The sequence below is a fragment of the Chitinophaga eiseniae genome, assembly GCF_900167135.1.
GTDB classification, from domain to species: domain Bacteria; phylum Bacteroidota; class Bacteroidia; order Chitinophagales; family Chitinophagaceae; genus Chitinophaga; species Chitinophaga eiseniae.
In genome coordinates this window covers 932,499-947,283 of record NZ_FUWZ01000002.1, presented here as the reverse complement: position 1 = coordinate 947,283, position 14,785 = coordinate 932,499, and the positions used below count along the sequence as shown (strand labels likewise).

At 48.0% G+C, this 14,785-nt stretch carries 16 protein-coding genes; 13 read left to right on the top strand and 3 right to left on the bottom strand.

The window, feature by feature from the left end:
* Window positions 1-158: 158 nt before the first annotated feature.
* Window positions 159-1,991 carry an ABC transporter ATP-binding protein gene (locus B5D63_RS13495; RefSeq protein ID WP_078669311.1) on the bottom strand — a complete coding sequence of 611 codons (1,833 nt, stop codon included), beginning with the start codon at window positions 1,989-1,991 and terminating at the stop codon, window positions 159-161.
* 205 nt (window positions 1,992-2,196) lie between these two features.
* On the opposite strand from B5D63_RS13495, the gene rbfA reads away from it, so the two are divergent.
* Together rbfA and B5D63_RS13485 are read left to right on the top strand one after the other, a co-directional pair.
* Window positions 2,197-2,577, top strand: coding sequence for a 30S ribosome-binding factor RbfA (rbfA, locus tag B5D63_RS13490; protein ID WP_078669310.1), 381 nt, complete (start codon window positions 2,197-2,199; stop codon window positions 2,575-2,577).
* A 6-nt stretch (window positions 2,578-2,583) separates the two neighbouring features.
* A complete protein-coding gene (locus tag B5D63_RS13485; protein WP_078669309.1) occupies window positions 2,584-3,807 on the top strand; it encodes an ABC transporter permease in 1,224 nt (407 codons plus the stop codon).
* Between the two features lie 124 nt (window positions 3,808-3,931).
* Here the strand turns inward: B5D63_RS13485 and B5D63_RS13480 are convergent, their stop codons facing one another.
* Window positions 3,932-4,768 (bottom strand): transketolase, encoded by an 837-nt coding sequence (locus B5D63_RS13480; RefSeq protein WP_078669308.1) that lies wholly within the window; start codon window positions 4,766-4,768, stop codon window positions 3,932-3,934.
* Between the two features lie 164 nt (window positions 4,769-4,932).
* Between B5D63_RS13480 and B5D63_RS13475 the strand changes: the two genes are divergently transcribed.
* Complete coding sequence (locus B5D63_RS13475) at window positions 4,933-6,072, top strand: glycosyltransferase family 4 protein (RefSeq protein ID WP_078669307.1); 1,140 nt, start codon at window positions 4,933-4,935, stop codon at window positions 6,070-6,072.
* Between the two features lie 101 nt (window positions 6,073-6,173).
* Window positions 6,174-6,737, top strand: a complete 564-nt coding sequence (gene frr / locus B5D63_RS13470) for a ribosome recycling factor (RefSeq protein ID WP_078669306.1) — start codon at window positions 6,174-6,176, stop codon at window positions 6,735-6,737.
* Between the two features lie 69 nt (window positions 6,738-6,806).
* On the opposite strand, the gene B5D63_RS13465 is transcribed toward frr, so the two are convergent.
* Complete coding sequence (locus tag B5D63_RS13465; RefSeq protein ID WP_078669305.1) at window positions 6,807-7,685, bottom strand: DMT family transporter; 879 nt, start codon at window positions 7,683-7,685, stop codon at window positions 6,807-6,809.
* A gap of 120 nt (window positions 7,686-7,805) precedes the next feature.
* Between B5D63_RS13465 and B5D63_RS13460 the strand changes: the two genes are divergently transcribed.
* The 9 genes from B5D63_RS13460 (at window position 7,806) to B5D63_RS13420 (ending at window position 14,690) form a co-directional block, all read left to right on the top strand.
* On the top strand, window positions 7,806-8,552 hold the full coding sequence (locus B5D63_RS13460) for a PPK2 family polyphosphate kinase (RefSeq protein WP_078669304.1): 747 nt from the start codon (window positions 7,806-7,808) through the stop codon (window positions 8,550-8,552).
* Between the two features lie 78 nt (window positions 8,553-8,630).
* Entirely contained in the window at window positions 8,631-9,053 is a 423-nt protein-coding gene (mscL, locus tag B5D63_RS13455) for a large conductance mechanosensitive channel protein MscL (protein ID WP_078669303.1), read from the top strand.
* Window positions 9,054-9,147: 94 nt separating this feature from the next.
* Entirely contained in the window at window positions 9,148-10,092 is a 945-nt protein-coding gene (locus tag B5D63_RS13450; protein WP_078669302.1) for a DUF3078 domain-containing protein, read from the top strand.
* Between the two features lie 104 nt (window positions 10,093-10,196).
* Complete coding sequence (locus B5D63_RS13445; protein WP_078669301.1) at window positions 10,197-10,988, top strand: segregation and condensation protein A; 792 nt, start codon at window positions 10,197-10,199, stop codon at window positions 10,986-10,988.
* Window positions 10,989-10,991: 3 nt separating this feature from the next.
* Entirely contained in the window at window positions 10,992-11,897 is a 906-nt protein-coding gene (locus B5D63_RS13440; RefSeq protein ID WP_078669300.1) for a helix-turn-helix domain-containing protein, read from the top strand.
* A 103-nt stretch (window positions 11,898-12,000) separates the two neighbouring features.
* Complete coding sequence (locus B5D63_RS13435) at window positions 12,001-12,873, top strand: pirin family protein (RefSeq protein WP_078669299.1); 873 nt, start codon at window positions 12,001-12,003, stop codon at window positions 12,871-12,873.
* A 50-nt stretch (window positions 12,874-12,923) separates the two neighbouring features.
* On the top strand, window positions 12,924-13,451 hold the full coding sequence (locus tag B5D63_RS13430; RefSeq protein WP_078669298.1) for a YceI family protein: 528 nt from the start codon (window positions 12,924-12,926) through the stop codon (window positions 13,449-13,451).
* An 11-nt stretch (window positions 13,452-13,462) separates the two neighbouring features.
* The gene (locus B5D63_RS13425) at window positions 13,463-14,092 is read left to right on the top strand and encodes an NAD(P)H-dependent oxidoreductase (protein WP_200817002.1); all 630 of its coding nucleotides are present in this window, start codon (window positions 13,463-13,465) and stop codon (window positions 14,090-14,092) included.
* A 187-nt stretch (window positions 14,093-14,279) separates the two neighbouring features.
* The gene (locus tag B5D63_RS13420) at window positions 14,280-14,690 is read left to right on the top strand and encodes an OsmC family protein (RefSeq protein ID WP_200817001.1); all 411 of its coding nucleotides are present in this window, start codon (window positions 14,280-14,282) and stop codon (window positions 14,688-14,690) included.
* Window positions 14,691-14,785 lie beyond the last annotated feature (95 nt).

Here is a 14,785-nt window from a genome sequence, read left to right as displayed (position 1 = left end):
GAAAAGCGAGGAGATGCAGGCCAGATAATGATTTTGGGATTTTTTGATTTACGGATTTTCTGATGTAGGATATTGTTTTTTGAATCCGGCAAGCTGACAACGCTGTACTAAATTCACAAAATCAAAAATCCGCAAATCAAAAAATCCGTAAATGAAAATTATTTGAACTCCTGCATCTCCACCAGTTTATGGTAGATGCCTTCGCGGGAAAGCAGGTCATCGTGCGTGCCGCGTTCTTTGATTGCACCCTGGTCCATGACCACGATTTCATGCGCATGTTGTATGGTGCTCAGCCGGTGTGCAATTACAATAGTGGTGCGGTTTTGCATGAGTTTGTCGAGCGCCGCCTGTACCAGTTTTTCGGACTCTGTATCGAGTGCGGAAGTCGCTTCATCCAAAATCAGGATCGGTGGATTTTTAAAGATCGCCCTGGCGATGGTAAGGCGCTGACGCTGTCCCCCGCTGAGTTTAAGGCCACGGTCACCAATAGAAGTATCATATCCGTTTTCGAGCTGTTCGATGAACTCATGTGCATTAGCAATCTTCGCCGCGCGGATGACTGCTTCTCGGTCCGCTTCCGGGTGACCGAAAGCAATGTTGTTGAACACGGTATCATTGAACAGTACTGCTTCCTGTGATACCACGCCAACGAGAGAACGAAGATCATTTAGCCGCAGATCGCGTATATCGGTGCCGTCTATACGAAGTGATCCTTCGTTAACATCGTAAAAGCGCGGCAGGATATCTGCCATGGTGGATTTACCCGCGCCGCTGCGGCCTACCAGCGCAATCATCTGTCCTTTGCGAATGGTCAGGTTGATATCTTTCAACACATATTGCTGATCGTATCTGAAAGAAACATTGTTGTATTCAATCCTGTCTTCAAACGTGCTGATGGCTTGCGCATTGTCTTTTTCCTGAACGGCCACCGGCGCATCCAATATGTTGAAGATGCGTTCGCTTGCTACCATACCGCGTTGCATAGTGGTGATAGCAGTGGAGATATTTTTTGCCGGTTGCATGATCTGGGAATAGAACACCAGATAGGTCATGAACGTGGCGCCCGTCAGCAGGTCGCTGCCGTGCAGTACCAGCGTGCCTCCGTAGATCACCAGCACGATCACTACCACCACGCCGAGTATTTCAGATACGGGGGAAGCCAGCTCACGCTGATTGAACATGGATTTGCTGACACTCACAAAACGATGGTTGACATCGCCGAATTTTTTCTGCATAAAAGGCGCCGCTGTAAAGGATTGTATGATGCGGATACCACCCAGTGTTTCTTCTGTCACGTTCAGTATTTTACCCAGCAGCTCCTGGCTGAACCATCCTTTTTGTTTCAGCTTTTTGGAGATATAGGAAATCAACGCGCCGGATATCGGGAAGAATACGATGGTAAAAATGGTGAGTTTGACAGACAGGTAAAAGAGCGCTGCAAAATAACCGATGATGATGAACGGATCGCGCAGCAGAATCTGTATGGCATTTACTACGGAGCCTTCAATTTCCTGCACGTCGTTGGTCATCACTGACAGCAGGTCGCCTTTCTGTTTTTCGCTGTAATAGCCCAGTGACTGTTCCGTGTATTTTTTATACAGATTGGTCCGTAAGCGGGAAAGCATGGTCATCTTCATTCGTGTTACCACGCGGGCGCTCATGTAGCGGCCCAGGTTGGCGATGGTGATACAAACGCCGATCACTGCACATACAAAGTACAGGGCGCTTTCTTTGGAGCCGCTGCTGCGGATGAAGTAGTTAAAGTAGTAGTTAAAGAGATCGATGAAGTAGGTGATGGTAAAAGAAAACGAAGGGCGGGCAAGCATTTCCGGCGTGGCTGATACCTGATCAAAGATCACATTCAGCAACGGAATCAGCATGGCAAAATTGACCATACCGAAAATGATACCAACAAGGGTATATATAATATATTCCGGAACATAATGATGCAGCGGGGTGGCATATCCCAGTAATCGCCTGAAAGTCTTCATTCCTGATGCTTGACGTTTTATTAGCAGACAAAAATAGCACAATTAAGTGACCCCCTGCCCGCAAATAGGCCCAATCTTTCCGGGAAATGGTTAATTTCGCGTATGACAGGGCTGTTCGCGGCTGTGCCCTGTTGACAGCAATATATCATAAATATATTATTATTGTGCATATGAGCTGTTTTGTTAACGATTAAAATTGAATGCAATGCAGGAAACTAAAAGGCAAAAGCAAATAGGACAATTAATACAGGAGGAGCTGAGCAATGTGTTTCAGCGGATGGGGTTCAATGTAGTGGAAGGAGGCATGATTTCCATTGCTGCTGTTAAAATGACGCCTGACCTGCTGGAAGCGAAGGTATATCTGAGCATGTTTCAGATAAAATCTCCCAACGAGATGCTGGAGCGTATCAAGGACAGAATGGGAGAAATTAAAAAAGCCCTTGGATTGCGGGTGGGCAAGCAATTGCGCCGGATGCCGGAGTTGGCTTTCTTCCTCGATGATACCCTGGATTATGTGTTTAAAATGGAAGAGCTTTTCAAGAAAATAAAAGAAGACGATTCTCATATTAAAGGCGATAACCAATAATCAGCTATGGTTTGGCAGTTTGCTTCCCGTTACTTCAGGGCTAAAAAATCCACTAATGCGATCAACATCATTGCCTGGGTAAGTGTGGCTGCCATTGCGATCGGTACCGGAGCGCTGATTGTTATACTGAGTGTGTTCAACGGCTTTGAAGGCCTGGTAAAATCCCTGTATTCCTCTTTTTATCCGGCTATCAGGATTGCGCCGGCCAGTGGAAAAACATTGCTGCTTACACCGGAACAGCTGGAGGCGATCAGGCGTACGCCTGGTGTAGCCGCTTATTCCGAAGTGGTGGAGGAGAAAGCCGTACTTCGCTACGGCGACGAACCCACCATCGCGGTGCTGAAAGGTGTGGACAGCAGTTACAACCGGGTCACGGACGTCAAAAGCAATATTGTCCGCGGACGTTTTGATATAGGCGACGACGTAGCTTACCGCGCCGTGCTGGGCCTGGAACTGGAAGGTGCATTGGGCGTGGATGTGGTACATAGCCTGGTGCCTGTGACCGTATACGTGCCCCGCAGGAGCGTGAACGCTTTTGTGACACCGGAAGATGCATTGAACAATGGTGTCCTCTATCCTGCCGGCACTTTTGCCATTCAGCAGGAGTTCAACAGCAAATATGTGATTACCCATATTGATTTCCTGCGGCGATTGCTGGAGCTGGGGCCCAACGAGATGTCGGCCCTGGAGGTGGCAGCAGCGCCGGGGGTAAACCAGAACGAGCTGAAAAACCGGCTGCAACGGCAACTGGGGGCGACTTACAAGGTGCAGACCCGGTATGAACAGAACCAGTCTTTATATGCGATCATGCAAACGGAAAAATGGGCCGTGTATGTGATCCTGAGTTTCATCATGATCATCGCCGCTTTTAACATGATAGGTTCGTTGTATATGCTGGTGATTGAAAAGGAAAAAGATATTACCATCCTGAAAGCGATGGGTGCCCGTAAGTCATTGATAATGAGAATATTTTTGACGGAGGGGTTAATTATTGCCGGTATCGGCACTTTGCTGGGATTCGTGCTGGGCGGCGGTTTCTGTCTGCTGCAGCAGTATTTCGGCATTATCAAGCTGGAAGGCACTTCTTTCCTCGTAGACGCTTACCCGGTGAGTATGCACCTGGCCGATTTCGGGCTGGTGCTGGTAACTATTGTGGTCATAGGACTGGCTGCCAGCTGGTACCCTGCCCGCCGTGCGGCCGTGGAAGCTATCTCTCTCAAAGCCACCTGATCTGTCTTAGACCTGATTTAATAAAAAAGCAGCGCGACTTAATCTTAAAAGTCCCGCTGCTTTTTTAATATCCTTTCAATTTAGATAAATATAAAAATATCTAAATATAAAAATCTGTAAATGATTAATAGTCGCCGAGTGTTTCAGGCAATTGGGCCAGTGCTTTGGCCAGTTGTTCGTCGCTCGGGGCGATACCATGCCATTCGTGGTGTCCTTCCATGAAGTCCACGCCCTGTCCCATCACGGTTTTCATGATGATAGCGATAGGTTTGCCCTGGCCGGTGAGGCTTTTGGCTTTTTCCAGGGTGGCAACGGTTTCGTCCATATCGTTACCGTCCATATGCAGTACGGTCCAGCCGAAAGTTTCAAATTTAGCGCCTACATCGCCGAGGCCGGCCACATCGTCGGTGGTACCGTCGATCTGCTGACCATTGAGGTCTACTGTGATGATCAGGTTGTCCACTTTATGATGTGGGGCAAACAGTACGGATTCCCAGATCTGACCTTCTTCCAGTTCGCCGTCGCCGTGCAGGGAGAAGACGATGCCTTTATCATTGTTCAGCTTTTTGCTTAGCGCCGCACCAATGGCTACGCTCATGCCCTGGCCGAGGGAACCGGAGGCGATGCGTACACCAGGAAGGTGTTCGTGTGTGGTCGGATGGCCCTGAAGGCGGGAATTCAGTTTGCGGAAAGTGGCGAGCTCTGTTACCGGGAAATAACCGGAACGGGCCAACGCGCTATAGAAAACAGGGGAAATGTGCCCATTGGAGAGGAAAAACAGGTCCTGGTCACGGCCGTCCATGTCGAAAGGCTGCGGATGATGCTTTAAAACCTTGAAATATAAGGCGGTAAAGAAATCGGCGCAACCTAAAGAGCCACCGGGGTGACCACTTTGAACACCATGTACCATTCGTACAATATCTCTTCTGATCTGGGTAGCAATATCCTGAAGCTGTGGCATGATAGTTGAGTGATTTTGTGCCGCAAAACTAATTGATTTCTTAGATTTTGTGGCGTTGAATGTTTGTTTTTGCGGTCTCAAAGTATTAAAAATCCTGATTTTTTCAGTGTTTCTTTTACATATTTGATTGAAATAAATATCTTTGCAAAACTTAAGCCCCACTAATGGAGAATGTTTTAATTGCTACCGTCCTGAGTTTTGTGGTAACCTATTTTTCTATTCCGATACTTATCCGGGTAGCGGAATTAAAGCATTTGTACGACGAACCAGACGAAAGAAAAGCACATAAACAGCGCATACCAACGCTTGGAGGGATCGGTTTTTTCTCCGGGTTCATTATTGCGGCTGCAGTATGTGTTCCGACATTACAGAATTCGCCGTTTCAGTATATGATGGCGGCTTTTTTTATCATCTTCATGGTAGGCATGAAAGATGACATTGTCGGTTTGTCTCCGCTGAAGAAACTTGTTGGCCAGCTCATTGCTTCTTTTGCCATTATCTATCTTGGTAATTTGCAGATTGGTGGTATGTACGGTTTTATGGGTATTACCACTTTGCCTTCCAATATCAGCCTGATGCTGACCTACTTCTATTTTATCGTTGTGATCAATGCGTTCAATTTGATTGACGGGGTGGATGGTCATGCCGGTAGCATCGGTTTGTTGGTAAGTGCAGTGCTGGGCGCTTATTTCCTGCATGTGGGCGAACTCACCTACGCCGTGCTGGGCTTTGCCCTCGCCGGTGGACTGGCAAGCTTCCTGATATATAATATTTCCCCTGCCCGTATTTTCATGGGCGATACCGGCTCATTGCTGATTGGCCTGGTAAACGCGGTGCTGGTGCTGAAGTTCATTGAGGTGGCCGGTAACCCTGCCGGCAAAATGCCGATCGACGCCACTCCTGCAGTAGCTATCGCCATTTTGATTGTGCCGCTTTTTGATACCCTGAGGGTGTTTTCCGTACGTATGCTGCAGGGCCGCTCCCCCTTTTCTGCGGACCGCAACCATATTCACCACTATCTGCTGGACCTGAAGCTGGACCACCGGCAGACGACCCTGATTTCTGTGAGCGTAAACGCTGCCTTTATCGTAGCGGCTTATTTCCTGCAAGGACTGGGCACTACCGTACTGACTATCCTGGTGGTAGGTGCTGCGACAACCTTCACCGGCGTCCTGTACCTGGCCCGTAAGCGGAAACAGGCTGTTAAAGTGGCGGTTACCACCATCGCGCAGCCTGCAGCGCAGAATGTAACCGCACCTAAAATCCTGCGTGTCACCACAGGTGGCGTCTTACAGGATAAATAGCCTGAAAACTGCTATATCCATTCTGTTAGCCATTCTTGTATCCGTTACTTTGATGATTAAAAGAAAACCTGTAGGTTTGCAGGCACTTAACTATTTATGTTATGCAAGATGATCTAATGCTTATCCAGGATGATGCAGCGGACTCGATGAAAAAAGCGATCGGGCACCTGGAACAGGAACTCACTAAAGTAAGGGCAGGTAAAGCCAATCCCCAGATACTGGACGGTATTACCGTGGACTACTATGGTGCTCCTACTCCGCTTAACCAGGTCGCTAACGTCGCTATCGCTGACGCTCGTACCCTGACTGTTCAGCCCTGGGAGAAAAATATGCTGCAGCCCATCGAACGGGCCATTATCGCAGCTAATATCGGCATCAACCCTCAGAATGATGGTATCATCATCCGCCTTTTCCTGCCACCATTGACAGAAGAAAGAAGAAGAGAATTCGTGAAAAGAGTAAACAATGAAGGTGAACAGGCAAAAGTAGCTATCCGGAACATCCGCCGGGATGCGATCGAAGGCATCAAAAAACTGCAGAAAGACGGATTGAGCGAAGACACCGCCAAAGATGCGGAAGCCGATATCCAGGTCCTGACCGATAAACACATTGTGTTGATCGATAAACACTGCGAAGCGAAAGAAAAAGAAATCATGGCCATCTAACCATTATTTCTGTAAAAAGATAACAACAGCGGAGAGATACACCAGGTGCATCTCTCCGCTGTTCTTTTATCAGGACGCCGTTTTAGCCCGGTTCACCAGGTACACGCCCAGCAGGATGATGCCCATACACAACACCTGTATCCAGGTAACGGTTTCATGCGCCAGTACACCCCAGCCAATCGCTACTACCGGTAACGCATAAGTGACCATGGAGGCAAACATGGAACCGGCCCGGCGGATCAGCAGGTAAAACAATACAGCTGCCACGCCGGTGCCCATCACACCCAGCACCAGTCCGGCCGACAAAGAACGCCATGGCGCATGGTCTGTAGCAAACTGCGGAAAAAAGTCGCTGAACCATAACACCGGAAAAGTCACCAGGCCGCAGAAAAACATGGCAATAGACCCCAGCTGCAGCGAGCCAAACCCTTTCAGATAATGATGCACCAGGCTGATATTGGTCCCATAGCTGACAGTGGCCGCTACCACCAGCAGGCTATAATACCAGTTGCCGCCGGTGCTGATCCCCCTGGAGCTGAAAAGCAATACCACACCCACCAGCCCCACACATACGCCCAGCAGCTGCGCCTTTTTGATAGGGCTTTTGAAGATGATCAACCCGGTCAGCAAGGCCATCAGCGGCGTCAGTGAATTAAGGATACCTGCCAGTGAGCTGTCTATGCCCGTTTCAGCCACACAGAAAAGGAAAGCGGGAAGACCGTTGCCCAGAATGCCGGAGAGGATAATGACCGGGAGTTTGTTGACCGGCGTTTGCCGGATGGCTTTGGGCAGAAACGGCAATAACGCCAGGCCTGCCGCTACCAGCCGCAAACTGGCTACCTGATAAGGCGTAAAGGATTCCAGGCCGATTTTCATCAATATAAAGGAACTGCCCCAGGTAAGCGACAGCAACAGAAAAACGCCCCAGTGGGCAAATTTGTGGTTCAAAGTGGCATTTTTTAAGAATACAAAATTGAGAATATAAGTGTATTACGCAAAATATAAATCGTTTGAGATGCAACACTTCTGGGCTGATTTTGTTAAATTCATTGGTAAGAATGTAAATCCATGAGTAAAATCAAGTTGTCAGCCATCAGTACCACCGCACCCAAAAAACTGGATAAAGAAAAAACCAAAGCCGCCACACAGGAGATTTTAGAGGAACTGGACGAGTTGCAAAATCTGTTGTACGCCCAGCACAAACACTGTGTATTAATGGTAATCCAGGGCATGGACGCCAGTGGAAAAGACGGGGTCATCAAAAATGTGACCGGCACCCTTAACCCGCAAGGCTGTACGGTGCATTCCTTTAAAGCGCCTACCACAGAGGAAGCTGATCACGATTTTCTCTGGCGCGTGCACAAACAGGCACCGGGAAAAGGAATGATACAGGTGTTTAACCGCTCCCATTATGAAGATATCCTGATCCAAAGGGTGCATAAATGGATTGATGAGAAAACGGCGCGTAAGCGGATGACGGCGATCAACGATTTTGAGAAATTGCTGACTGTACATAACAATACGCATATCCTGAAGTTCTACCTGCATGTGTCAAGGGAAGCACAACAGCAGCGACTGACGGAACGCACGGAAGACCCGCGGAAAATGTGGAAATATAACGAGAATGACCTGGCCGAGGCCAAATTGTGGGACCAGTACATGGAAGCATATGAAGACGCTTTTAAATACTGTAGTGATATTCCCTGGATCGTGGTACCCGCGGACCACAACTGGTATAAGGAATACATTGTGGCACTAACGCTGAGGGACACACTGAAATCGCTGAACATGAAATATCCGCGTTTGAAGAAATAATAGATTAATAATTAAGCAGTTCTGTGATTATACATTATTTTCGTCGTCATATTTTAACCAAATTAAAACCTTGCTTTTATGTCGTTTATCAAAGAGTTTAAAGAATTTGCCATGAAAGGCAATGTAATGGATCTGGCCGTAGGTGTGATCATTGGTGCTGCCTTCGGTAAGATCGTTACATCACTGGTAGACAATATTATTATGCCTTTAGTTGGGGTGGTGACCGGGGGCGTAAATTTTACCGACAAATTTGCCTACCTGGACACCAGCAAGGGGACTGATTTTCCGTCACTGGCCGCTGCAAAAGCAGCCGGGGCTAACGTATTTGCCTATGGGGCTTTCATCCAGAGCGTGATCGATTTCCTGATCATTGCCTTCTGTATTTTCCTGCTGGTGAAGTTTATGAACAAACTGACCAGGAAAACAGATCCTGCACCTGCAGGGCCTACCGCTCAGGAACAACTGCTCATGGAAATCCGTGATGAACTGAAAAAAAGATAAGCTCTCTTTATATTACAGCACAGTATTCAGTTGCTCTCCTGCTGGAGAACGGCCGGGTACTGTGCTTATATGTTAATCTAAAAAAGTATCATTGATGAGAAAATTTGCTTTGTCCATTGCCTGTTGTCTACTGGGTTTTATAGCAGTACAGGCGCAAAACGACTGGATAAAGGCCCAACGGGATGAAACCGCAAAAAAGATCAAAAAAGACGACAGTGACACCACGGTTAAGATCTGGAAAAAAGGCCTTAATCTGAATGTGAACATCAACCAGGGATCATTAACCAACTGGGCTGCCGGTGGTGATAATTTCACCTTCTCGCTGGGGTCTACCGTATATGCGTACGCGTTTTACAAGAAAGGCCGCCGCGCGTGGGACAACGTCGCCGACCTGGCTTACGGCTATATCAATACGACCAGCCTCGGTGGCCGTAAAGCCGATGACCGTATCGATCTCACCTCCAAATACGGATATGATATCGGCAGGCATTGGTATGTAAGCATGCTGGGCAACCTCAGGACACAGTTCACCAACGGTTACCTGTACCCTGCAGACACCACGCCGCAGCTGTCATCCAAATTCTTTGCGCCTGCATACGTATTGCTTTCTCCGGGTTTTGACTATAAACCGGTACCTGAGTTTTCGTTGTTCCTCTCCCCTGCCACTTCCCGCTTTGTGTTTGTGATGGATGATAGTTTGTCTGCACATGGCGCTTATGGCGTAGATACCGGCAAACACTTCAGGTATGAAATCGGCGCTTACCTGTCGGCCAATTACATCAAAACCATTGCGAAAAATATTACCTACAAAGGCCGGCTGGACCTGTTCTCCAACTACCTCAACAATCCGCAGAATATAGTGGTATTCTTTACCAACGCATTGGAACTGAAGGTGAACAAGTACATTGCAGCGACCCTCAATGTAGATATGATATATGACGATAATGTAAAAGTGTTTGAAAATAAGAAGACCGGTGTGATGGGGCCCCGATTGCAGGTCAAGCAGGTGCTGGGGATAGGCTTTGCCGCCAAGTTCTGATTAGCCGGAATTTTGTTATTTTTGATATTACGCAAAGGCGCGAAGGCGCAAGGCAACAAAAGGTCTTTGCTGCTTTGCGCCTTTGTGCATAAAACATCATCAACGTGAGTGAACAGGTTTCCTATAAGATAAAACTTCCGCAGTTTGAGGGTCCTTTCGACCTCCTGTTGTTCTTTATTGAACGCGATGAACTGGATATCTATAATATTCCGATCAACACCATCACGCAGGAATTCCTTGACTATATCCATCATATAGAATCGCTGAATATAGAACTGGCAAGCGAATTCATTCTTTTTGTGTCAACCCTCATGCGGATCAAGGCGAAAATGCTGTTGCCCCGCAAAGAACTGGACGAACAGGGGAATGAAATTGACCCAAGGATGGAGCTGATAGACAAGATCCTGGAATACAAGCGCTATAAACAGGCGGCGGCGGAACTGGCTGAAATGGAAGCCGAGCGCATGCTGCATATCAAGCGGGGCAATATCGCCAAGGAACTGGCCGAAATCGGGGAGGTCACCAGTGAAGGAACGGAGATACAGACCCTTACCCTGTTCAAGCTGGCGCAGACCTTTGAAAAAGTGATGCAGCGCATGAAAGCGCGCGATCATAAACCTCAGCACGTGGTATACAAGTATGACTATACCATGGAAGGGTCAAGAATGTACATGGAAGAGCTTGCCAGGGCGGAACGTACCCTGTCATTCGAAAAAATATTTGATCACTGTAAAGACCGGGTACATGCCATTTTCCTGTTCCTCAGTATGCTGGAACTGGTACAGATGAAGCACATGGGCATTATGGTCGGAGAAGGCAGAAACAACTTTATCATTGAGTACATTGATCCGGAGAACAGGGAGGAAGAACCTGCCGGAACACTAATAGATGGTTAACAAATGGGCGAGAAACGTGACAATATCGATATCATATCATTGCCAGCCTACGCGCAGGCTGATCCAAGCTTTGTAGTGTCCAGCATTTGCGAGCTGGGGGAACACTTTTTTGACCAGGCAGGCGTGCCTCACCGGCACGATTTCTACACGATCTACTGGATCAAAAAAGGCTCCCTGCTGCATACGATTGATACCGTTACGCACGAAGTTAAAAAGAACACCCTCTTTTTCCTTGCCCCCGGCCAGGTCCATAAACTCCAGATGAGTGAAAGGATTGACGGATATATGATTGCTTTCCAGGACGCTTTTATGTGCCTGAAAGACCAGACCCAGGTGTCCGGGATCAATTCCGGCCTTTTCTTCAATGATCAGTTCAGCAGTATTGTTACGCTGGACCCCGAACAGTCGGCCGATATCGAATCTGTTGTCCGCCTGATGCTGAAAGAGCTCACTACCCGCGAGCCGGAATACGAAACGGCGCTGCATGGGCTGCTGCGTTATTTCCTGGTGCTGGTGTCGCGTATCAAAGGCCGGAGTGTAGCTATACCGGCCGAACAACATGCCGTACATAACAGCTCCATCTTCCTGAAATTCAAAAATCTGATCGAAGAAAAGTACCGGGAACTCAAGACGGTGTCGGATTATGCGGCGCTGCTGCATATAAAACCCGTACTGCTGAATGAAATCAGCAAACAATTGTCCGGAATTACCGCCGGAGAGCATATTCGAAACAGGGTCATCCTTGAAGCCCAGCGTTTTCTCTATAATACCGACCTCACAGCTAAAGAAATAGCCTATAAACTGGGCTTTGACGATCCCCATTATTTCAGCCGCTTTTTCAAGAAGTATACCTCCCAGAGCCCTTCCGAGTTTAAGGAAGCCTCCCGCTCCGTCAGCCACCAGCCTTGATTTGCCCCCTCCGGGTAAAAAAGTCCATCAAGGAAGGTGTTTTATCCATTCCAGATAGATGTTGCAACATGTATTTTTGTGTTGTCTTTTAAAGGAGGCAATTATGAAAAACATAAAACATGTAAGTCAGATTTTAACAGCACCCGCTCCCCATATGGTGGGCGATGGATTCAGGGTCCACAGCGTACTGCCCGGCGGTACCCGTTCCCAGAACAACCTGGTCAGCCCTTTTATCCTGATGGATTATGGCGCCCCCAGTTATTTCCCGCCCACCAACAGACCGCGTGGCGTGGACCAGCACCCGCATAAAGGATTTGAAACTGTTACCGTGGTATACCAGGGCGAACTGGAACACCGCGATTCTACCGGCAGTCATGGTAAACTGGCTCCCGGTGACGTACAGTGGATGACCGCTGCCTCCGGTATCGTGCACGAAGAAAAGCATGAAACGGAATTCAGTAAACGGGGCGGTAAAGTAGAGATGGCCCAGTTGTGGGTAAATCTTCCGAAAGCATATAAAAACAGCAAGCCTGGTTATCAGAATCTTACCAAAGCGGAGATACCGGTAGTGAAAGTTAGTGAAGAAGGATATGTAAGAGTGATTGCAGGAGAATATAACGATGTAAAGGGCGCGGCAAAAACCTTCTCCCCTGTCCACGTACTGGATGTGCAACTTAAAAAAGGCGATACCATAACAGTGGCTTTCCCGGCGCATTTCAACACCATGGCGGTGGTGATGCAGGGAGAAGCGGACATCAACGGCAGTGTGGCCAAAGGCGTGGAAACCGTTCTCTTCGGGCATGATGGTACTGATATTACCATTATCGCGCTTGCAGACACCAGCATGTTGCTATTGAGCGGCGAGCCTATCAACGAGCCGATAGTGGCTTATGGTCCTTTTGTGATGAACACACCGGAGGAAATCAACGAAGCCATCAATGATTACAACGCCGGTAAAATGGGCTTTCTGAATTAATCACGAACAATAAACAGCTATTTATAAAAAACAACACAAAACATACTTGTATGACAACCTGGAAAATTGATCCCACCCATAGTGATGTACAGTTTAAAGTAAAGCACCTGATGATCACTACCGTTACCGGCCAGTTCGGTACATTCGACGCTACTATGCAAACTGAAGGTAACGATTTCAGCACTGCCAATATTTCTTTCAGCGCCGATATCAACAGCGTTACCACACAGAACGCCCAGCGTGACGAGCACCTGCTGGCAGGCGATTTCTTTGACGCTGCCCGGTATCCCAAATTGCAGTTCGTTTCGAAAGAAGTGAAAAAGATCGATGATGAAACATATAAACTGATCGGTGACCTCACCATCCGCTACAACACCCGCCCGGTAGAACTGAAAGTAGAATTTGGCGGTGAAGTAGTGGACCCCTGGGGTCAAACCAAAGCAGGCTTCGAGTTGAGCGGTAAAATCAACCGTAAGGATTTTGGTCTTACTTTCCACGCTACCACGGAAACAGGCGGCGTATTGCTGAGCGATGAAGTGAAACTGCTGGCCAGCGTACAAATGATCAAACAAGCATAAAAAGAACGATGATGGATATTATACAAAAACTGGAATGGCGTTATGCTGTGAAGAAGTTTGACCCCGCGAAGAAACTGACAGCTGCCCAGTTGGACAGGCTGACTACAGCCACCCGGTTGTCGGCTTCTTCTTACGGCTTGCAGCCTTACAAGGTGCTGATCGTTGAAAATCCGGCCATCAGGGAAAGACTGAGGGCTGCTTCCTGGAACCAGCCACAGATCACAGATGCCTCGCAACTGGTAGTGTTTGCCCGGGTGAGCGACCTGAATGAATCCCACGTAGACGATTATACGAATAATATAGCCGCTACGCGTAATATCAATCCGGAAGACCTTGCCGGCTTCGCCGGGGTAATGAAAGGTACGGTAAACAGGCTGGATGCAGCAGGTGCTGCCGCGTGGACCTCCAAGCAGGCCTACCTGGCACTGGGCACCTTATTGACGGCCGCCGCTGCCGAGGGTATCGATGCCTGTCCGATAGAAGGTTTCGATGCTGCCCAATACGACGAAATTTTAGGACTCAAGGATAAAGGACTGGCGACTGTAGTGATTGCAGCCATTGGTTTCAGAGCGGAAGAAGATACCATGCAGTATGCGAAGAAAGTGAGAAAACCAATCGCTGAATTTGTGGAAGTTATTTAAATGTGACCGATAGGATTACAGCTGATTCACCCGATGAACGAAGAGCTATAAGAAGAACCATGAGAGATTGTCATAACCCGGCGGAATCCCGCCGGGTTATTTTTTTGATCATGATAATCCTGTTTATTTTTGTAATTTGGGGCCTCTACACAGATTAATCACCTCAAATTATTTAAAGTATATTAACATGAAAAGATTTGCAACTGCCAACTGGCAAGGCACAGGTAAAGAAGGTAAAGGTACCGTTACTTCCCAGTCAACCGTATTGAACAGTACCCAATACTCCTACAGCAGCCGTTTTGAGGAAGGTGTAGGCACCAATCCGGAAGAACTGGTTGCTGCAGCCCATGCCGGTTGTTTCACCATGAAACTGAGCTTCGTGATCTCCGGTGCCGGTTTAACTCCGGGTAACATCGACACCAAATGCACTATCACCCTGGAAAACGGCGCTATTACCTCCAGCCACCTGGAAGTAAAAGCCAGCGTTCCCGGCCTGGATGCTGCCAAGTTCGCTGAAATGGCGGCAGATGCAAAAGCCAACTGCCCTATCAGCAAACTGCTGAACACCAACATCACCATGGATGCCGTACTGGTATAACCATTGTTCAATAGATTTTATGGGAAATGCAGCGGTTATCCGCTGCATTTTTTTTGTCCACGTTTTTCAACAGATCATCCATTTTATTCCCCTCC